This window comes from Kitasatospora sp. NPDC043949 (assembly GCF_056435365.1).
On record NZ_JBWKEQ010000013.1, the window covers coordinates 126,432 to 146,026 of the forward strand.

Genomic DNA, 19,595 nt, shown 5'->3' on the forward strand with positions numbered 1-19,595 from the left:
GGATCACACTCCACTCGTCTTCATCTGCCATACGACCTCGCGGCCGATATCCGTGGCATTCGCGTCCGTACGGGCATTGACCGTCACGTTGTACGAGCTGCTGGCGGACTCTTCCTGTCGAGCGCGAGGCAGACGGAAGTCACGCGCGCTCATGCCGGAGGTGAACCCGGACGTGATCGCCCCGCCAAGGTCCTGAGCGGCCCCGGCAAGGCCCTCAGAGTGGTAGCTCATCGCCACGGGCGCGGAGAAGGCCGCGAGGCTCATCGGTGCGAAATCGGCATCCGCAAACGACCCCTCGAAGCCCGAATCAAAATCCGCGCTGAAAGGCATCGAGAAAGACATTGCCTTCAGTGGATTGATCGCATCGAGCACACTGCCCGCCAAGGACTTCGCCTTGCTGGCCAGGCTTCCCGCCATCGACCCAAGTCCGTCGATCAGCTTCTTCACCATATTCACGCCCGCGTCGAATAGCTGGCCGCCAGCATCAGCCAGCGCCTTGACAATCTGCGGCACGGCTTTCACGAAGGCCGACGCGATTTGAGGCAGATTCTGAACCACAGAATTCACGATCTGCGGAATGGCATCTACGAAAGCGCGTACGATTTGCGGGAGATTCTGAGTCACCGCGGTCACGATAAGCGGGATCGCTTTTACGAAAGCCGTCACGATTAGCGGTAGCGCCACGAGCACGGCAGTCACGATTTTCGGAATGGCATCCGCGAAAGTCTGGATTACCGAAGGCAGTGCTCGAAGCAAGGCGTCTACGATTTTCGGTATTGCATCAGCAAAAGCCATCACAATTCCGGGTATTGCATTCACAATCGCTTCTACAATTTTCGGGAAAGCTTCTGCAAAAGCAGTGACTAGCGCTGGTAGGGCAGCGGTCAAGGAATTGACCAAAGGCGGGATGATTCCCACTACCGCGGCTATGATGACCGGAAGAGATTGGGCCACCGCATCTACGATTTTCACCAGGCCGTCAGCGAAAGCCTGAACCAAGCCGGGTAGCGCCATTCCCAAAGACCGGACGATTTGCGGGACCATATCCGCAAAAGCCTTGATCACAACCGGCAGGGCGGAAGTGATCGAAGCTATCAGCATCGGAAAGACGCTGAGTACCGCCTGTACGACTCCGGGCAAAAGTTGAGCCAAACGAGTGACGATCTGCGGTACGACAGTTCCGAAAATGTTGGCTATCGCGGGTAGTGCAACGGTCAGTGCGCTGGCTATAGCCGGTATTGCCGTCGTGAAAGCCGTAGCGATTTCCGGAATGGCCGAAGTCAGCGACTGAACGAGTTCGGTCACCATTCCCGGCAGCTTTGCCGAAACGGCGTTTATGACTGCCGGGAGATTCCGAAGAAAAGACGTGATCTGATTGACCATTCCGTCAATCGCGGGGCCCACGTCCTGACCCGACGCCACGAAGGCGAACAGTCCGACCGACGCACCGAGAAGGCCCGTCTTCAGCATGCCGAGCGCGCCACCGCCGAGCCGCTTCAGCCCGTTGCCCATCGTGATGGCACCCCGGCCGGCCAGGTCCATCCCGCGCACCAGGCCGCGAAGGCCGGCGTCCAGGCCCCGACCGAGCGCGCCCCGGAGGGCGTCCAGGCCGCCAACGGCGTACTCCCGAAGACTCTGGCCGAGCAGGCGCGCGGACGTGATCGGGTGCCGCAGCACATCGGCCGCACGGGTCGCGGCGGAGGCCAGGCCGGAGCCGAGCGCGGACGCCACGGCCCCGATGGTGGCCGGCAGGCTGCGGAACCGGATGTCGAGCTGGAGGACACTGGACCGGATGCGGTCGAAGGCATTCGACACCGCCTCTCCGGCCGCGTTGCGGAACTCGGTGAAGCGCCGCTGGAGGTTGAGAACCCCGACCTGGAGTGCGGTGATCGGATGCAGCACGGCATCCATGGCCCGCCCAATGACCGGGAAGCGGTCCGCCAGGGCGGACGCGGCATCACGGATCGATTGGAAGGGGTGCAGCAGCCGGTCAACGGCGTTGGAAACGCGGTACGTTCCGTTAGCCACGCGCAGCATCACCGAGTCCCAGCGCTCAAGCTGAGCGGCTGTCGGCTGGATCGCTGCCCCGAATCCGGTCACCCGGCCGGCGGCCTCGCCGACCCGGGCCCCGAAGGAGCCTACGGAGCGGAGCACCTTGCCCAGGATCAGCGCCAGCGGACCCATGACCACGGCCGCCAGGGCGAGCTTGGCAATGAACGCCTGAGTCACCGGGTTGAGGTTCCCGAACCAGGTGGCGAGCTTCACGAAGCCGTCGATCATCGGCTGAAGGAACCGATCGACAACCCCCGAGTCCCGGATGTTCGCAAGCGCCTTGTTGATGGCCTGGAAGGCGTGAACTAGCTTGTCGTTGTTGGCGATGAACGGCCCGGCGAAGATCTCCCGCATGTTGTTGCCCAGATTCTTCATCTGGCCGTTCAGGGTCTTCGCGTTGGCCGTCGCTCTGCCAGCGAACTCCGGGTTCTCGTTGAGGTACTTGTAGACCTCCGGCATGGTGTCCTTGGCGAACAACTTGCCAGCCTGCGTGAGCTTCTGAAGCTCCACCACGGACTTGCCGGTCGCCTTGGAGAAGAGATCCCAGCCGTTGACGCCGTTCTCGGCGAGCTGAAGCATCTCCTCGGCCTGGACCTTGCCCTTCTGCTGCATCTGCACGAAGGCCCGGGTGACGCCGTTGAGTTGTTCCGTGTTCAGCTTGTACTTGCCGGTCATGTTTGCCAGACCGGCCATCGCGTACTCGACCTGCTTGACATCCCCGCCGAAGGAGGTCATAAGGGAGCGGGCCGTCATGATGGTGCTGCGGTTGTCCTGACCCCAGGCGATCGAGTTCTTCTGAAGACGGCCAACGAACGCGTCGGCATCCTTCACCGACAGACCGAACTGCTGGAACATCATGGACGTTTGGCCCACGAGTACAGCGAAGTCCCAGCCCTGCTTCACGGCGTTCTTGAACGCCATCTCGACCGGCAGAAGAGCGGCAGTCGCCTTGAGCCCGAAGGCAGTTGCGGAATCCGCAGCCTTGTTCATGGCCCGCTGGAAACCGGACTGCATGGTCGCTTCGGCGCGCGCCATGACACGCCGCACGGCGGCGTCCGTCGCCTGCATGAAGACTTGCTCATTGCCGATCCGGATTTCCACGAAACCCGTGGCGAGCTTGTAACCCACTAATAAGCCCCTTCGGCCCCTAGCTTGCTGATGATCGCCCGTAGACCGGACTGCTTCGTACGGGCCTGCACGCCAGGCCGGGGAATGGGCTCAGGCATCTCGACGGGGTTCTTCTTCATCCCGTTGGCCTGAAGGAGGAAGCCGGTCAGGTAGTTGCCGACCCGAACGGAGTCGGTGAGCCCGGCAAGAAGCTGCATTTCGGCCGACCAGGCAAGCCCGTGCCGGCCCTCGACCGCGCGGAGCGTGTTGGACTCCGGCGGGAGCCGCTTCAGCAGCTCGCGGAAGCGCCCCCAGGAGAGGGAGGCCGTACCGAGATAGCGGATGTCCAGGCCGTAGATGGCGAGGAAATCGGCGTCGATATCGGCCTCATACTCCCGGAGGTCTTCAACGAGCCCCCTTATTCCCCCAGGGTCGCGCCCTGCTCGGTCGCGTAGGCGTCCAGGATCAGCGGGAGGTCCAGGGACCGGCCGCCGGCCGCGATGAAGGGCTCGTACTGGGCGCCCAGCAGGGCCTTGCCCATAGCGACGACATCGGCATCCTTGCCCGCCAGGAGCACGGCGTCAGGCCAGCGCTCCGGGGTCGGGATGTAGAAGGTGTTCGCACCGAGGGTGAACGGGATGTCAGCGGCGGCGGTGCCGGCCTGGCGGGCGCGCAGCTCATCAAGGGAGTAGGCCATGGTGTTCTCCTGTGATCGGGGAAGAGCGAGGGGGAGCCGGGCGGCCTAACTCAGTAACTAAGTTACTGAGTTAGGGGCCTGGGAGGGGTCTTACGGGTAGGCGACGATGGCGGCCTGTCGGGCGTCGTCCAGGCCGGCCTTGGTGGCGGTGACCAGCACGCGCGCCACCTGGCCCTTGATCAGGCCGGAGTCAACCTTGTCGGGGCCGGCCGTCGCGGTGATGGACTTGCCGGCCACGGTCACGGTCGCGCCCGGGGTCGCGGAGACCGAGAGCTTGCCGTCCGTGGTGATCTGGTCGTCCACCCACAGGGAGACGGCGTTGCGGGACTGCATCGCCTCGTCGTTGCTGACCAGCTTGAGCAGTGCGCCGGAGGCGCCGGCCGCGCCACCGAGGGCACTGAAGGTCATGCCCCAGGTGATCGCCTCGCCGGAGGTGAACTTCGGGCTCTCGACCTCGGAGACCTGGGCGAGCGGCATCACGATGCGGAACACGCGCTCGGTCGAACTGCCCCGAAGGTTGCCGTCCTTGAACTCGAAGACAACGACCATCGACGGGCGGGCCACCGCCGCTTGAACGTTGAAGACACTGCCCTGAATGTCCTGCGGGCGCAGGCCGTAGAACAAGGACACGGCCTCGCGGCTGGTCTGGAGGGCGGCCAGCTTGACGGTCGCCTCACGCGACTTGACCAGCGTGCGGACATTGCCGGACTGCCAGGAACCGGTGGACTCGGTCTCGTCGGAGAAGTCCGACTCCAGCGCGTCTTCCGATAGCACACCGAGGGACTTGAAACGCGGGTCGGCGGTCAGGTCGAACGTCACGTCCTCGACGGCCGTCTTCACCGATGCGAAGGGGGATTCGGAGTAGAAGACGTTACCGGTGATCGCAACGCGAACGGAGTCCGGATTGAAGTTGTAGTCAGCCATGAAGTCTTTCTGGGCATGCCGGAGCCCCCGGCCGACAGGTGGTCACGGGGGCTGGATGGCTTACGGTCAGGCGGATTTGGGGCGGCAGTAGACGGCTACCGTCGAGATCCAGCGATGTTCACCGCTGGTCTTGTCCGGGAAGTACTGCGGGGCGGACTCCACGAAGACCCGGGCCAGCACGATGCCGTCGAACGAGACGTAGTTCTTGTGGTTGGCGACATGAAGCCAGCCGATGACTTCCTGAATGGCGTCCTGGGCGAGACCGCGATCCGTGGACCACGATTCGATGGAGAATCGGGCGTAGTCGATGGCCCGTTGCTTGAAGTTCCCGCCGTACCGGCGCACCACGATGTGTGGTGTCCTCGACTCCGATTCGGGGAAGTCCGCGGAGTAGGTGTAGGGCGTTGGAACGTGGGCCTTGAGGTACTGAATCGTGGCGGCCTCGGCATCGCCGAAGATGACCGGCTTCACTCCTCGACCACCGACCCGAGCGCACGGGACATGGTGTGATGGGCCTTGCTCGGCCCGTTGCGCCAGCCGCCCTTCTTGGTGCCCCACTCGATGTGCGCGGCGGCGGGGTCGTCGTTGCCGACGTAGACGATCGCGGTGTTCTCGCGGGTCTTTCCGCCGCTGATGTGGAAGCGGCCGGCGTAGTCGCCGGAGCCACGCGGCGCGGTGGCCTGGGCGCGGGCGAGGACCTGACGGGCCTTGACCATCAGGGCGGCGTACGCCTCGGGGCTCTGGGCAAGACGCTGGAACTCGGAGCGGTTGACCTCAACTCGGGCCACTGTCCCACCCTTCAACGGATCGCAGGCGGACGGTTAGATGATGCGGGCGGCCGAGCAGGTGCCGGGGCTGTACCGAGAGGACATCGAAGCGCCGGCCGCCGCAGAGCAGCCGGTCATGGTGGGTGATGACCGCAGATGGCGGCAGCAGAAGAGTGAACGTGTCCACTGCCGCATCCCGGTACTTCTCGTCCTCGCGGGCGGCCGTCATGAACAGCCGGCCGACGTACGGCCGCCGTAGTGGCCTGTCCCAGACCGGGACCTTGTTGCCGTACCGGTCTGCCGTCCAAGACGGCTCCAGTACCACGACGGCATCCGTCAGTTGGTGCCGGGAGATCACTGGTAGTACCGCCGATCGGCGGGTACCCGGGCGCCCCAGTATGCGCGGTCCTCATCGGTGATGCCGGAGCCGATCCGGTGCGAGCGCAGCGGGGATCGGCGCATCGCCTTGTCCACCATGGTCTTCTCGGGGTCGGTCAGCGTCATGCCGGCCACGCTCGCGGCGGACCGGCGCATGGAGGTGTCGCCCACTGTCTCCGATGTGATCCCGAGGGGGTTCTGATAGACCCGCAGGGCCATCGACAGGCAGACCAGCCGGACCGCGCGCGGCGGATTCGGGAGTGCGTCCCGCCCGAGATAGCTCAGGATGACGGTGGTTGCGTCTTCGAGGAGTGCCTGAACCCGCGCCTCATCCGACTCCGTTACCGGGACGGTGGTGCGGGCCAGGAACTCATCCCGAGAGGCGAGCGTGTCCAACTGGCCTCCCTAGTGGCTTACTTGGCGGGCGGAGCGACGACCTTGATGCTGGTCTGGAGCCCGCGGATCTGCTTGGCGAGAGTCGCCGGGTCGATGTCCTCGACGGCCGCCAGGCCGTTCTTGGAGTTGCCTGCCGCGTCGAAGAGCTTGTCCAGCTCCTTGACAGGGATGTCCTTGACCTCACCGCATCCCATGTAAACGTTGATCAGACTCCGGTCGGTGGTGGTCTCGATGTCGTAGTCCTGGATGTACCGCAGGGCCACGCCGTTGGCGGACAGCGAGGACGCGAAGGAAGCACCCTGAGGGCTGACCGGAGCCATCGAAACCAGCTGGAGCGCCGAGCCGACGAAGGCGTACACGTCGTTCTCGCCGACCGCGTTCGAGCTGTAGATGGTGAAGGAGTAGAGCTTGCCGATCACGGCCTCGCGCAGTGCGGTGGTCGAGCCGGACTCGTCCATCTTCGTCAGGTGCGGGTCGTTGAGAAGCAGACGCTCGACCTCGGAACCGACCACCAGGTAACGGCCGTTGGCGCTCACGTTCTCGTCGTTGAGCTGCTTGCGGAGCTTGGTGATCAGGTTGCGGATGCCCTTGCCGGCCTCGGTGTCGTCGGCGGCGGTGATGGTGGTCACGCCGCCGGTGCCGACCGTCGCGAAGCTTGCCTTCATCTTCACTGCGACGTAGTTTTCCCACGCCTCCGCGATGGCGCGGATCTGGGGGGCGATGACCTGATCGCCCTTGTTCTGGAGATCCATGGTGGCGAAGTCGTCCGGCAGGGCCATGGTGGTGTACAGGTTGTCATCGAGCGTCACGGGGATGGACCACTCGTTGAGCTGGTTGACGAAGGTGTACACCTGCTTGGAGCGGAACTTGTTGCTCTTCGCTCGCAGGACGGTAGGCCGCTTGATGTTGATGGTGTCCTTCACCGCACCCTTGAACTCGCCCTCGCCGCGCTTGTCGAAGAGCGCGGGGAGCACGATGGCGCGCTGAAGCGCCGCGACCGCGCCGGAGGCGAGTCGGCCGTTCTGGACGATGACACCGTTGTTCTTGCCGACGGTGTTGAGGGGGGTGTTTGCCACGAAGAGGTGTTCTTTCTGTGGAACGGCGAAGACCCCCGACGGATGCGGGGGTCTCGGTCAGGTCGGATCAGAGGGAGAGGGACGCGGCGAACGCCTCGGGGTCGAAGTCGTCGCCGTCGTCGTCCGGGGCCTGGCCGGCGCTCTTCAGCGCCTCGACCGGCTGACCCGTCAGGGCCGCACCCTTGGCGGCCGTGGCGAGCTTGGAGAGCTTCGCGGCGGCGGCCCGCATCGCGGCCTCGTCGCCGACAAGGAACTCAGCCAGCTCGTCACTCAGGCCGGCCTCGCGGACGATGCTCGCGCGGGTCACCTGGTGGCGCAGGGCGGCACTCTCGGCCTTGGACGCCTCAAGTGCTTCCGTGAGCCGCTGGGCCTCGCTCTTGCCGGCCTCTTCCAGCTCCCTGGCGCGGGTGACGAGCGGTTCGGCCTCCCGCAGCTTCTCGCGGTAGCCCGCGGCCTCCGTACGGGCCTTGCGGAGCTGGTCCTGAGCCCACTGGGGCAGGGACTCGACACCGGCCTTCGCGTCCGCCTCCGGGGCGGTCTCGGTGGTCTCGGTGACGGTGGTGTTCTCGGACATGGGGATGCCTCCGGGGCAGGTGGGTGGGGGGAGTAGGCGCCGGGCCTACTCGCCGCGCTGGGCGTACAGCTCGCGGCGGAGCTGGTTGAGCCGGTCGTTCTCCGGCTTGGCGTCCGCGTGGCCACCGCCACGGCCCTTCGAATCGGCGTACAGATCCTCGGCCCACTCGGTGACCGATGATGTCTTGTCGCCCTCGAAGACGGGCCTGGGGTAGCAATGGCAGTGCGGATGGGCCTTGAAGCCGGCGGTCAGCTTGGAGCGGTAGACCGCGCCGCGTGAGGCCAGCATCAGGCAGAAGGCGCAGGCCCTCGGCGAGGCGATCCGGGCGACTCCGCGCGCCGCGCTGTCGTGGCGGGCGTTGTCGGTGATCTGATCCCGGCCGCCGTTCAGGATGAACTCGGCGGCGGTGCCGGCCGAGACGACGAAGGCGTTGGCGAGTGCCCGTTCCAGGCTCCAGCCCTTCGCCAGGGCCGCCTTGATGGCCAGTGGCCCGCGCAGGGCCAGGGCCTTGACGAAGTGCTCCTCATCGAGCGGTGACAGCGTGCCGGCCGTCCAGATGCCCGGCACCTCGGCGGCCTCCCGCATGCCCGCGTAGTACCGGTTCCCGATCGCGGACATCTCGGAGCGGTAGGCCCGTACGAAACTGAGCATCGCCGAGTGATAGCCGGGAAAGGCGGCCGTCAGATCGTCCGGGTTGAGCAGCTGCCACAGGGTGACGAACTCGCGGACGGCCGCCGCCCGGATCGCGGTCTGCTGGGCCGCGTACCCGGCCGACAGGGTGTCTGCCACCTCGGTCAACGGTGGTAGTCCTTCCGGTCGGAAGGCGTCCCGTAACCGGCCTTTGCGGTACTGGACTTGCCCGGGGTGTTGGTGCCCGGCTTCGCGTTGTCCTGGCCCTTCGGGGAGGGCCCCGCGGCCTGACCGGGGCCGGCCTGGTCCTGGAGCATGCCGAGCATGTTGCCGAGCGAATCGGCCTCCTTGGCGAGCTCTTTCCAGGCGGCGACGTCCGAGGATGTGACGCCGGGGACGCGCTCCCAGAGCGCTTCCGGCGGCACCTGAAGCATCTGCGTCAGCTTGCCGAGTGCATCGACGGTGGAAGCCAGGCTCCGGGCCTCGGTGTCCCGCCACACGATCCGGTTGTCGAACAGGTCGTCCAGGTCGCCCTGGCCGTCATCGGCGACGGCCGCCAGGCGCATCGTCTGGGCCCATGCCTCACCGAAGACCGTGCGCTTCTCCTGGACCTTGCGCTGAAGGCCGGCCTCCGAGGCTGCCAGCGCTTCGGCTGACAGGTTCACGATGTCGCCGAGCAGGTAGACCGGCGGCACCTGGCTGACGCTGGACATCTTCTTGATGGTGGCCTCGGTCGCTGCCAGCACCTTCGTCACGTCGCTCTCGGAGAACTCCCCGAACTTCGTCGTGGGGTCCTCGGTGGACCACAGGCGATTGACCGCAGCATCCGGCGCGGCGCTGACCGTGATGCCGGAATCCGGGTCGGTGAAGTCGTCGGGAAGCTCGATGCCCGCAATCCACTTCTGCTTCCACGACGCGAGGTGCACAATCATCGACTCCGACAGGGTGTAGGAGTTGATCCGGTCCTGCGTGACGATCAGCGGTTCGACCTCACCCCGTACGGGGATGTTCGGGGAAGTCGTCAACCGGTTCCGCATCCGAATGACCGGGCAGACGCCAAGGCCGTGCTTCTCGACCCCCTTCAGCTCGAACGAGTCGAGATTCGTGAAGGTGTGGATGTAGTCACCGACGTAGGTGTACACGTTCTCGTTGTCGAGCAGCTTGACCCGGGAACGCTTCTTGCCGGTGCTGTAGTCGATGCTGTGCTGCATCGCCCACTGTGGCCATTCGTCGTGGATCGGATCGTTGTAGAGCGCCGCCATCGACAGCGGAGACACTGGCTTGATGACCGGCGCCTTGTCGCCGGGAAGAACGGTGACGTATGAGTACCCGTACGACAGGGCGTCCCGATGCGCCGAGTGCTGCCAGGCATCCAGGGCGTTGCGCCGCCAGTACTCCCAGCACTTGTCATCGTCGGGGGAGTCCGGCTTGCGGTACCCCTCGACGTAGAGCTGCTGGGCGACGGCATCCACGATCAGCGGCAGGAAGTTCATGCACGACTGGTCAAGGATGGCCTTGTACTCCTTACTCGCACCCTTCGGGATGTACGGCGGGTCCTGGTCCCCGTTCAGGTAGGACTCGATGTAAGAGAGGCGAGCGAAGTCGTCATTGAAGCGATTCAGCGAGGCTTCAAGAGCCTGCTTCAGGTCGGTCTTCTTCTTGTCCCCGAGGGCGGGAGCCAATGAATCCCCTTCCAGGGTCAAGAGGTGAGTCTGAGCTTCGCGCTACGGCGCTTCCACTTCTCCAGTACGCCCCGCTCAAGAGCGACGCGGCGGGCCCGACGGGCGATCACGAGCGCGGTCGCGGCATCGACCTTGTGCTTCGAGCCCTTCGATTCCTTGTCGAAGCGAACGCCGTACTCGTTCACGCGCCTGCGTGCGTTCTTCAGGTGCCGGGCCAAGGCCGGGTGCCGGCCGATGGTGATGTCACCGAGCTGGAAGGCCGCCAGGGTCATTTCGCACTCCTCGGTGAAGCCCTTCGTGGACTTCCGCATATCGAAGGAGAGGGCACCCTGCGGCGATCCCTTTACGAACAGCTTCTCGCGGTACTGATCCGCCCATCGGTCCACGTAGGACTCCCAATAGGCGAGATCGCAGAACATTGCCGCGATGCGGTAGCGGCGGAACAGGTCATGCACCGCGGAATCGACTTCGTGACGGGGAACTTCCCAGTCATCGAAGCCGGGCGCATCGGGCTTCTCCCAGACACCGGCCACCTCGCAGTGACCTGTCTCCACGTCAACCAGGATGATCGCTGTGGCGTCGTCCGAGCGTGATCCGTCGAAGCCGACGGCCACGATCCGGCCCTCTTCGATCGAGGCGTCCCGGATGGCGGCCTCGACTTCCTGATGAGTAAGCCACGCGTCGCCGGCCGCGACCACCTGATTCAGGAAGAAGCGGCGGGACAGCTCGGCGGAGATCGTTCCGTCGTAGATCTCGGCAACGATCGTGTCGATGTCGAGCCAGATCGAATCACCTCGGCAGTCGATCAGAGCGGCGCGAAGCGCGGCCTCGTCCCCGAGGTCCGGAACCGGGTCACTGGACTCGATCGAGTCCCAGAGGATGCCGGTCGTCCTCGACCGGCCTTCCATCATCGCCTTGAAGCTCTCGTACTCCCGCTCAAGGACAGAATCCTCACCCGGAAGGAAGGCATTGGTGGTGATGATGGCGCGCGAAGCGCCGTTCTTCGACTTGGCCAGGTTTCGCTTGATGACCTCGATGAGGCGATGGCCACCGGTGGAAGAAGTCCACAAATGAGGTTCGTCGCAGATGACGAACGTCGGCCTGGCCCCTTCGAGGGTCTTCGATTCGCTCGTCACGGGAGCGATCTGCCGCTCGTTGTTCGCGCCCGCATAGACGCGGGTCAGGCCCGGGTCGATTGGGATGCCGTCGATCTCGGACCGGTCGCGGATCATCCCGCGCAGGCTCTTGAAGACGTTCGCGGTCTGGTCCAGGGAGACCGCCGCGAGCTGCACCCAGGCCGCTTCGTTGCGCTGGACCGTCCAGGTTCGGAAGGTGCGGTTGTAGACCGGTCGGCAGGGGCCGAGAGCTTCGCACAATGCCATCGCTGCGGAGAATGGGCCCTTACCGGAGCCCTTGATTCGCTGATAGATCGACCGGCGGTAGATCCAGCGGTGCGAGCGATTCGGATCTGTCGCATAGAAGTGCAACAGATGGCGCTTCTGCTCGGATGTGAATCGCCAGGGGAGTGGATCACCGTTCTCGTCGTTCTCGTCCGGATGCCACAGGTGATCTTCGGCCCAGCGGATGAGCGCCAGACCGACCATCATCGAGTACCCCTGATCGACCGGGCTCACGGCCGGCAGATTGCCGACCTGGAGCACGGCCATCAGAAGACCCCCGCGACAATCGCGGCGTCGTCCGCCGGTCCGGCCTTCGCGGGCTCGACCTTGGCGGCCTGGACCTTCACGCCGGCACTGACACGCTCCTTGTGGGTCATCAGGAGAGTGCCTTCGAGCTGGCGGATCTCGCTGGCGTACTTCAGCCGGGTGGAGTGGTCTGCGGCATCGAGCGAGTTGAGCGCTTCCCGGAGCTGGAGCACGTCCCGAACGCGCTGCCAGTCGGACGGCTGGTAGACCTCGGCCTGAGCGGAGGTGACGACGGAGACCAGCCACTCACGGGACTTGTGCTTGAGGCGGGACAGGTCCCCGAAGTCGGGGGTGGTCACCGCGGCCGACTCGATAGCCAGCTCGGCTTCGTCGGCCAGCGAGACGTTCCGTCGGCGACGCTCGTCCTTCGGCAGCGGGCCAGGCACAGGGGACCTCCGGGGTCTCGACGTACGAGCCTCCGGGGCTCTGTGGGGGCGGGTAGCCCAGTTACTTAGTTACGTGGTTAGACCTGGCCGCATCGGCGGCCAGGACCAGGCCGGCGGGCTCCGCCGGCATCGGAGAATGGGAACCCTTTGGGGCCTCCGACTTCCCAGCGGAGGAGGCCCTTTGGGAGGGAGAGGGCCGCTTCGGGGCGGCCCCTTAGTAAGTAACTAAGTAACTAGGTGGGGGCCCCTTGGAGGGCCCCTTGAAGGAAGGAAGGAGGAAGGTTCGGTCAGTCGGTCGCTTCGCTCCCTCCTTCCCTCACCCAGAGAGAGAAGCCCCCGAGCTGAACCAGGGACGCGGGTCAGTGTGACGTGCACCACAGAGGGAGTGCCGGCCTCCTGCCCGCGCGTAGGGCGGGCATCGGCCCAGGTCAGACGGGTGGCCGACGGGACTTCCGGAACCCGTACATCGAGGTCTTCGCTAACCGCAGCAGTCCCCGACAGAAGCCCCGAGGGGGGTATCCCCAGGGTGGCCAGGAGTGCCCATTCGGATACGGAATGGAATCAATGCAGATCAGACGTGGTTTCGTTTCTCAATGCGACCGAATGAGCGCAATGAGTAGTTGAATGATGATGACGTGAATCACATTCGAATGCCATTGACAATGGGGCAGGCATAAGGTTCGAAGCATCGAGACTCAATGACTCATTGTGTTGTGATCATTGCGATGCAATGAGTGATGATGAATGAACGTGTGAGATCTGCATCACAACGCATTGAGTGCATGCGAGTGGTCTAGGTGTGCAGCTATTGAGTGATGGGCATCACATCAGGCCAGGATGCCTCTCAGGGGGTCGGGCATTGCGACCCCCCTTCCGGGGCCCCCTTCCGGATACCTCGGCGTGCGCTCTCCCCCCGCCTTCACTCCCTGTCTTGGATGCGTGATGGTGGGCGCACAACGCCTGTAGGTTCTGCACCCCGTGCGATCCCCCCGGTATGACGTGGTCCACCTGATTGGCTACCGCCCCGCATGGCGCCCCCGTATCGGCACGGATGGCCCGGCATTGGTACCCGTCCCTTTGGAGCACCACCGCGCGCCGTAGTGGCCAGTCGGATGGGAGCAGGGACCGGCGATTGGTTGGGCGTTCTGACCATCCGGACAAGAGGACTCCTAGGGGTGTGATCGGCATCACATGCCATTGAGTTGACATGCAACGGGATTGATTGGGAAGGTGAGACCACAACGAACGAACGAGGGAACGGAGCGAACGAATGAGGGTCAAAGACATCCGGCGGATTCTGCTTCAGAACGCCACCAACGAACTGAACGACATGGGACTGACTGTGATGTACGACAGTCTTTCCATGGGTGTGAGTCGGCTCTATGGATGGTCCAAGGACGGTGTGACCTACACCATTCGCGTTAGCGTGGTGGACGGTGTGAATGGTGGACTCGACTACATGCTGTCCGGCCGCCACGTTGACCATGACATCCGGATCAACGGGCTGGATGAACTGCATGACTCCATAGCAGCGTGGGCCAAGTCGTTCTGATTCAGAGAGGCAAGACATGGGCAGGCGACTTCTCGCCATGGCGGCCGGTATGGCCGTCGCAATGACCATCGCATGGTCTACTTACGCGGACACCCCGAAGGGTGCGCCCGCCGCTCCAGTGGTTGCGTTCGATGACGACGCGCTAGCCGAGATTGACACATGGGTTGTCAACGCATTCGATGAGGCAGCGCGCTACGTGGGTGAGCAGTGCGACAAGGGGCCGGATGCTTGCCATAAGGCACTCGACACCGCCAATGGTATGGAACTCGGCTATGGCGGGGACCGGATCACGTTCTATGAGGATGGGTCCTTTGAAATCGGCAACTACGGCAGTCACGCCTACGTAGCAGACGGAATGGTGAAGAAGTAATGAAGCTCTGCAATCGCGCTAAGCGCATTCGTGAGTCTTACACCGCTTACGCCAACGTGGACATGGAAGCGTCATTGAACCGGCCGGATGACAGTACGGCTAAGACTCTCTTTGCGACGTCTTACGGTGCCCGTCGCACCATGGCACGGAAGATCAATGCCCACATGGTCCGTTGCCGTGAGTGTGGGTGATCCCAATCACAGCCTCTTGGGTTGACATGCAACGCGGTATGCGGCAGGATTAAGAACGTAAGAGAGAGCGGAACGGAGAGAGTCACAATGTGTGAGTCGGGGATGTACATCATTAAGAACGGGGCCCGTAGTCGCGGTAAGGCCCGGGATCGGATGTTCGCTGGTCGGCGCTATTCGGCAGACCTGTGGCGGGCGTATGTCGAATCGGACCGCTACCTCGCATCGGTCTATCGACGGTTGGCGGACATACATGCTCGGGATTGCTCGCGCTGTTGCGCGGGCTGATCTTCCGGGTCTTAGGTTGACATGCAACGTAGGGGAATCATGGGAATGATGAAATCGGTCCTCTTGGACGTGGCCGAAACGCACGGGATCGGCCTGGAGATGCTAGGCGCATTCACTGAGTATGTGGCCTATGTTGGTGACGCCGAATCGGCAGCCAAGCTATTCGACGTGGCATTGATAGGGCAAGCTGAGGAAAGCGAGACGTTTGAAGACTTTGCCCACCGGCACACCTTCGAGACTGACGAGAAGTTCCGGGAAGCATTCGAGGGAAACCTAGGGTGGAGTCCGGTAATCAACATGGTTGATTTCTCATGCCGTCACCACATGACCGTGTCCGGGTACGTCTTCCAAGCTGTCTGAGAGGTTCAATAATGACTGTCAGCCTTTACAAGGATTATGTCCAACTCTGCCCGGGAACCCGGATCATCAGCAGTGAGCAGACGGTTAGGCACATCGAAAGCAACATCCGCATTCGCCTTTGGCATGCGACGGATGCGGCGAAAGCGCAGGAGTGGAAAGGCTTTGCGGTAGTCTTCGAGCCGGGTGGAGACGCGATTTCCTGGACTAGTGAAAGTGACTCCTACTACGGTCATTTCTGCCAACATGCACAGAACGTTGCCAACACTGAAACCGTTCTGGCCGCCCTGGATGACGTAGACGAAAAGGTCGGCCGACCTACGTACGTCTTTTGGAATGGCAGCATTGCTTATGACTACTCGTGCCCCGAAGCGCGGGAAGTGGTGGAAAGGCTGGAAAGCGCGCTTGCGACAGATGGTTGCCTTGATGAATCCCGCGTGAGTGAGCTTGAGTACGACAATGCGATAGATGTCCTGGAGAGCAACTACAGCTTTCCGGAAGGCGTAGAAGCTTCGGACATTCTCCAGGCATTGCACGATGCCGGGGATAGCGACTGTGACGACTGCTCATGCTGGGATGTGCAAAAGGTCGTTGAGAAGATGGATTACCGGCAGTGCGCCGACTGTGACGAATGGATTCCTTCGGGCAGCCTCGTGCCTATCCTTTGCCTGGATTGCGTAGGCACTTCAGGGGAGTGCTCGGAGTGCTCCGGTACGGTGGCCGATTCGTTCCGTGGCTTCTGCTCTGGTCTGGCGCAAGAACTCGCCAATAACCTGGAATGCCAGTGCGACAGCGGAAAGCGTCACAGCGATGCAATGCCTTCCCCGCGTATCGAGATTCCCGGACAGCTTGAGCTTTTCGAAACGGTGGCGTGATGAGTGAAACGTATTGGATTCCCGTAGACATCGTTCGGGTCTACGTTGTGCCAGTGAAAGCCGATTCCCCCGAAGAAGCACACCGATGGGCGGAACTGGCCTTGAAAGACAACCGCCGGAAGTACTTCGTCCATGAATGCGAACCGGTGATCGGTGACGCTGTCGTTGGCCTGAAGAATGGAGCAGACTACTTTGACGACTCTCGTAGCTGAGGAAACCGAGTTCCGGTGCATGGCGCCTGATTGCGGCGGAGAACTGGAAGTTTCGGCAGAATGCTGGCTTGATCTCTCCCGCGATTGGCAGGGGAAGACAGACCTGTCTATCCGCCACTTTAGCGAGGTTGGATTCCGGATCATCTGCATGGAATGTGAGACGGAATCAGGTGACGACGTTTTGGGTAAAGAGATTATGTCTCTCTTCTGGGGTGAAGGGCCGAACTGGTTCCGTGGTTGATTACATCGTTGGCATTGATTGGTGCGACAGTGGAACGACCGAAACTCCATCTCCTATCACGCTGATCATGCGGGGACCGGAGAGTATCTGTGGTCTGGAAGCTTGGGAGGCAGCAACGGGGTTCGCACAGAACTACGTTGGCGGTGAATACGAGGCATACACAACAATGATGGTTTCGGTGCCTGTCGGTACTGAGATCACGGACCATAACGACCTTACCGGCCCGCTCCGGTTCGAATACACGGCTTCAAAGGTGGCGGAATGACCTACGCGGTTGAGTACCTGGACAGCACCAGTGACATCGGTGAGGTGAATCTATTCGTTCACCTTGACCGGCTGGAAGTCGTTTTTACGTCGGCCCGGAAGTGGCACAGCATAGCTAAGGGGAGTCACCCCCGAATCTGCGTCTATGTCCAGCCGGAAAAGCGGGCCATCACTCGGGAAGATTCAGTGGATTACACAATGTCCGTCATGGAAGGCGGATATATCAAGGTGGCGGACTATCGCAATGAGCTTCCGGTCATCGTGGCAGACCGAAAGGCGGTGGAGGCGTGATTTCCAGCAGTACTACCTATGACGACAAGCGCAATCCGTTCTGCCACAAGTGGGACTGTGAGAATCTGGCAACGGTCTGGGAAGACTGGGAGCGCTACGGAGATAAGCGGTTCCTGTCAACGCCTTATTGCGACACTGACGAATGCGGGAAGCGATCCCGAGAAGAAGAGAACATCACTCTTCGTCCAATCCAGCGAAAGGTTTGACTCTGAAGGCATACGCGAATCCGACCACTGTCACTTTCCCTGATCCGAGTAGCGATCGAATCGCGGTCCAATGGAACCGCTACACGAAACGACTGTGGCTCATCTTCGGCGACAGCATCACGAAGATTGAGCATCCGAAATATCGCTATGCCGAAAATGCCGGGCATGCCAAACGCCTAGCAGTCGAGTTCTTCAGTCCAAGCGGCGGGACTTAAAAGACAGTCACATTGAGCCCCTACGGGTGACCCGGAAATTCCGGGTTGCCCGTGGGGGCTTTTTGCGTTCCTGAATGACAGTAGGTGTGACCCGTGTCACCACGTCTGAAAACGGCCAGAAAGGGCCCTAGGGCAGCCGCAACCCCCACTCTGGTCTCTCAGTCCAGGGTGCCCCTGAAAGGCTGCGAGAGGGGCGATTTTGGGCACTGTCGCATGCGTTCCGCCCGGCTATCCGGCAGGGGTTGGTGCATCCAGTTCGGCAGGCGCAACCGGTCAAGCCGAAAAGGCCAGAAAGGGCCCATAGGGACAGTGGGGGTCGCTTTGGTCTCCCTGGTCAAGCTCACTGGGTTACCGGCGGTATTCGGCCCTTTTTGGCCCGTGTGGGGGTGCTTTGGGCTTGCCTGTCAGTGTCGGATTCGGGGAGTGGTGCGGCTCTGGGTCGGGGGAGGGGTGAGGCGAATGTGACGCGCCCCACCTTGACCCGGAGCGGATACGGAGTGCCGCGTCATCGTGACACCACTGCGTGTGACTAGAGCCAAGGGGGCCTGCTGCTGCGTCACCGAGCTGGCCGCCGGCAGTGTCCTGGTCCGGGTGGAGAGAGTCGGCAAGTCCCTCGCGCGCGCGTACGTATATACGCGCGCGTATATACGCGCGAGAGAGCTGAAGGACGCCGGCTGACGGTCGGCGGAAACCGAAAGGATTGAGATGGAAGAGATCACCAGGCCGACGAGGAAGCAGAAGGCCGGCATCGCCGCGGCTTTGATCGACCAGGCCGGCAATTTGGTCGAGTTCTGGAGCGAGATGCGACCGGACTTGGCCAACGAAGGGGTCACCGCGGAAATGGCCCGGGAGTGCTTGGCGGCGTGGCTGAGCAAGCTCCCAGGGGATTCCTGGGACATTCGGCTCAACGGCTGATAAGTCGAGTGCTTCATGGTAGTGGTAATGATGATCTTTCACGGTCTAAACCAATTTGGGTGACCCACCATACCCGTTCCGTCCCATCTGTCCACTTCCCTCCCCTCCCGCCCCCTCCCCTCCCGTCCCCCTCCCGTCCCCCTCCCGTCCCCCTCCCCTCCCTCCCCCTCTTCCTCCCCCCTCTCCCTTCCCCTCCCCTCCAGCTACCCCCCTGCCTTGGGTACCCCTGCCTTGGGTACCCCGGTACTGGGTACTCCCGCCTTGAGTACCCCGGTGCTGGGTACCCGGCTGCGGGCGGGGGTGGAAGAGGCCGGCGGCTGTGCGGGTAAGGATCACTGGCGCCTGTGGCTCCTGTCACAGACGGACCGTGCGGAACACCACGAACACCAGTCGCTATCGGACACCCCCGCCGAGTGGCGGGGGTGCCCTCCCCCAAAAGTAGGAGGTATAAGCCGTTGGCATGCCATTTCATAGTTTCTGCTTGGTGCACGGAGCGGCCTCCCGTTGTCACGCTCCGTTTGAGTGCACGGTTTGTCTGCACGTCAGGCCGCCCGTGGAGAGGTGCCCGCTCGGGTCATCGGTGCGTCTCGTGACCTACGACACCCACCGGTCCGGTTTGACTGCGTTGCATGTCAACCCTAGGATGGGGATCATTCGCGCAGCAGATACCTTTCGAGGAGAGAAGAACGGGGCAGCGATGAGCGGCAAGTTCGAGGGGGCTGGGCTTCCAGCAGAGGAGCTTCCCCGGGGGGAGATGACCCCGGCCGGCATCACGAAGCTGAAGGGACGCGGTTGGAATCAGCAGAACATCGCTGATCACTTCGGTGTGACCCGTCAGGCTGTCAGCAAAATGTCCGGCGCCTACGGAATTTCATGGGAAACGAAGAGGAGGCAAGCCCTCAAGATGTTCCCGTGCTCGGTGAGTTCTGCTCAGCAGCGCTGTGCACCATTCATGAGAGTTCGGGACTTCATGGTGAGCGTCTTCGCCCCCGAGGAGCTGAGTGAGGAGGGGAAGAAGAAGGTTGCATGGTTTACTCGGAGACTGATTGACGATAACGTCATCGTCGTCTTCGATCCGAATATCCCGTCGAAGCCGGGGATCTCTCCTGCCGGTGGATGGGACTACTGTCCCCGTGAAGCCAGTGATGGTGACCTGATCATTCGCGAGAATGAGTACACGGTGATCACGCCTCTCAACAGGCCACTGCTAAGCCTGCCAAAATAGAATCAAGAGCAATGGCCGGGG

The 19,595-nt window shown here is 62.7% G+C and carries 22 protein-coding genes; 8 read left to right on the top strand and 14 right to left on the bottom strand.

Annotated features, from left to right (window positions below; translation table 11 throughout):
- Nucleotides 1-3: 3 nt before the first annotated feature.
- From AC07AL_RS13780 to AC07AL_RS13845, 14 genes are all read right to left on the bottom strand, one after another.
- The gene (locus AC07AL_RS13780; RefSeq protein ID WP_478317491.1) at nucleotides 4-3,180 is read right to left on the bottom strand and encodes a tape measure protein; all 3,177 of its coding nucleotides are present in this window, start codon (nucleotides 3,178-3,180) and stop codon (nucleotides 4-6) included.
- Complete coding sequence (locus AC07AL_RS13785; RefSeq protein WP_478317492.1) at nucleotides 3,180-3,377, bottom strand: hypothetical protein; 198 nt, start codon at nucleotides 3,375-3,377, stop codon at nucleotides 3,180-3,182. The genes AC07AL_RS13780 and AC07AL_RS13785 overlap by 1 nt, the downstream gene beginning before the upstream one ends.
- A 200-nt stretch (nucleotides 3,378-3,577) precedes the next feature.
- Nucleotides 3,578-3,856, bottom strand: a complete 279-nt coding sequence (locus AC07AL_RS13790; RefSeq protein WP_478317493.1) for a hypothetical protein — start codon at nucleotides 3,854-3,856, stop codon at nucleotides 3,578-3,580.
- A 90-nt stretch (nucleotides 3,857-3,946) separates the two neighbouring features.
- Entirely contained in the window at nucleotides 3,947-4,780 is an 834-nt protein-coding gene (locus AC07AL_RS13795; protein WP_478317494.1) for a phage tail tube protein, read from the bottom strand.
- Nucleotides 4,781-4,846: 66 nt separating this feature from the next.
- Nucleotides 4,847-5,251, bottom strand: a complete 405-nt coding sequence (locus AC07AL_RS13800) for a hypothetical protein (RefSeq protein ID WP_478317495.1) — start codon at nucleotides 5,249-5,251, stop codon at nucleotides 4,847-4,849.
- Nucleotides 5,248-5,568 (bottom strand): hypothetical protein, encoded by a 321-nt coding sequence (locus AC07AL_RS13805; protein WP_478317496.1) that lies wholly within the window; start codon nucleotides 5,566-5,568, stop codon nucleotides 5,248-5,250. Before AC07AL_RS13805 ends, AC07AL_RS13800 begins: the two co-directional genes overlap by 4 nt.
- Nucleotides 5,555-5,872 (bottom strand): head-tail adaptor protein, encoded by a 318-nt coding sequence (locus AC07AL_RS13810; RefSeq protein ID WP_478317497.1) that lies wholly within the window; start codon nucleotides 5,870-5,872, stop codon nucleotides 5,555-5,557. The genes AC07AL_RS13805 and AC07AL_RS13810 overlap by 14 nt, the downstream gene beginning before the upstream one ends.
- Before the next feature lie 29 nt (nucleotides 5,873-5,901).
- On the bottom strand, nucleotides 5,902-6,321 hold the full coding sequence (locus AC07AL_RS13815) for a hypothetical protein (RefSeq protein ID WP_478317498.1): 420 nt from the start codon (nucleotides 6,319-6,321) through the stop codon (nucleotides 5,902-5,904).
- A 17-nt stretch (nucleotides 6,322-6,338) separates the two neighbouring features.
- On the bottom strand, nucleotides 6,339-7,397 hold the full coding sequence (locus tag AC07AL_RS13820; RefSeq protein ID WP_478317499.1) for a major capsid protein: 1,059 nt from the start codon (nucleotides 7,395-7,397) through the stop codon (nucleotides 6,339-6,341).
- A gap of 67 nt (nucleotides 7,398-7,464) precedes the next feature.
- Nucleotides 7,465-7,971 carry a hypothetical protein gene (locus AC07AL_RS13825; protein ID WP_478317500.1) on the bottom strand — a complete coding sequence of 169 codons (507 nt, stop codon included), beginning with the start codon at nucleotides 7,969-7,971 and terminating at the stop codon, nucleotides 7,465-7,467.
- Between the two features lie 45 nt (nucleotides 7,972-8,016).
- Nucleotides 8,017-8,760, bottom strand: a complete 744-nt coding sequence (locus AC07AL_RS13830; RefSeq protein WP_478317548.1) for a VG15 protein — start codon at nucleotides 8,758-8,760, stop codon at nucleotides 8,017-8,019.
- A 5-nt stretch (nucleotides 8,761-8,765) separates the two neighbouring features.
- Nucleotides 8,766-10,304, bottom strand: coding sequence for a phage portal protein (locus AC07AL_RS13835; RefSeq protein ID WP_478317501.1), 1,539 nt, complete (start codon nucleotides 10,302-10,304; stop codon nucleotides 8,766-8,768).
- A complete protein-coding gene (locus AC07AL_RS13840; protein WP_478317502.1) occupies nucleotides 10,301-11,950 on the bottom strand; it encodes a terminase in 1,650 nt (549 codons plus the stop codon). The genes AC07AL_RS13835 and AC07AL_RS13840 overlap by 4 nt, the downstream gene beginning before the upstream one ends.
- Nucleotides 11,950-12,375, bottom strand: a complete 426-nt coding sequence (locus AC07AL_RS13845) for a phage terminase small subunit (RefSeq protein ID WP_478317503.1) — start codon at nucleotides 12,373-12,375, stop codon at nucleotides 11,950-11,952. The genes AC07AL_RS13840 and AC07AL_RS13845 overlap by 1 nt, the downstream gene beginning before the upstream one ends.
- Before the next feature lie 1,270 nt (nucleotides 12,376-13,645).
- Between AC07AL_RS13845 and AC07AL_RS13850 the strand changes: the two genes are divergently transcribed.
- The 8 genes from AC07AL_RS13850 (at nucleotide 13,646) to AC07AL_RS13885 (ending at nucleotide 19,574) form a co-directional block, all read left to right on the top strand.
- Nucleotides 13,646-13,927, top strand: coding sequence for a hypothetical protein (locus tag AC07AL_RS13850; protein WP_478317504.1), 282 nt, complete (start codon nucleotides 13,646-13,648; stop codon nucleotides 13,925-13,927).
- A gap of 16 nt (nucleotides 13,928-13,943) precedes the next feature.
- Complete coding sequence (locus tag AC07AL_RS13855; protein WP_478317505.1) at nucleotides 13,944-14,297, top strand: hypothetical protein; 354 nt, start codon at nucleotides 13,944-13,946, stop codon at nucleotides 14,295-14,297.
- Between the two features lie 524 nt (nucleotides 14,298-14,821).
- On the top strand, nucleotides 14,822-15,133 hold the full coding sequence (locus AC07AL_RS13860) for a hypothetical protein (protein ID WP_478317506.1): 312 nt from the start codon (nucleotides 14,822-14,824) through the stop codon (nucleotides 15,131-15,133).
- 11 nt (nucleotides 15,134-15,144) lie between these two features.
- Nucleotides 15,145-16,005, top strand: a complete 861-nt coding sequence (locus tag AC07AL_RS13865; protein WP_478317507.1) for a hypothetical protein — start codon at nucleotides 15,145-15,147, stop codon at nucleotides 16,003-16,005.
- A gap of 192 nt (nucleotides 16,006-16,197) precedes the next feature.
- The gene (locus AC07AL_RS13870; protein WP_478317508.1) at nucleotides 16,198-16,458 is read left to right on the top strand and encodes a hypothetical protein; all 261 of its coding nucleotides are present in this window, start codon (nucleotides 16,198-16,200) and stop codon (nucleotides 16,456-16,458) included.
- Nucleotides 16,459-16,719: 261 nt separating this feature from the next.
- Nucleotides 16,720-17,013: a hypothetical protein gene (locus tag AC07AL_RS13875; protein ID WP_478317509.1), complete on the top strand. Its 294-nt coding sequence runs from the start codon at nucleotides 16,720-16,722 to the stop codon at nucleotides 17,011-17,013.
- A gap of 1,126 nt (nucleotides 17,014-18,139) precedes the next feature.
- The gene (locus AC07AL_RS13880) at nucleotides 18,140-18,349 is read left to right on the top strand and encodes a hypothetical protein (RefSeq protein ID WP_478317510.1); all 210 of its coding nucleotides are present in this window, start codon (nucleotides 18,140-18,142) and stop codon (nucleotides 18,347-18,349) included.
- A gap of 589 nt (nucleotides 18,350-18,938) precedes the next feature.
- The gene (locus tag AC07AL_RS13885; protein ID WP_478317511.1) at nucleotides 18,939-19,574 is read left to right on the top strand and encodes a hypothetical protein; all 636 of its coding nucleotides are present in this window, start codon (nucleotides 18,939-18,941) and stop codon (nucleotides 19,572-19,574) included.
- The last annotated feature ends 21 nt before the right edge of the window (nucleotides 19,575-19,595 follow it).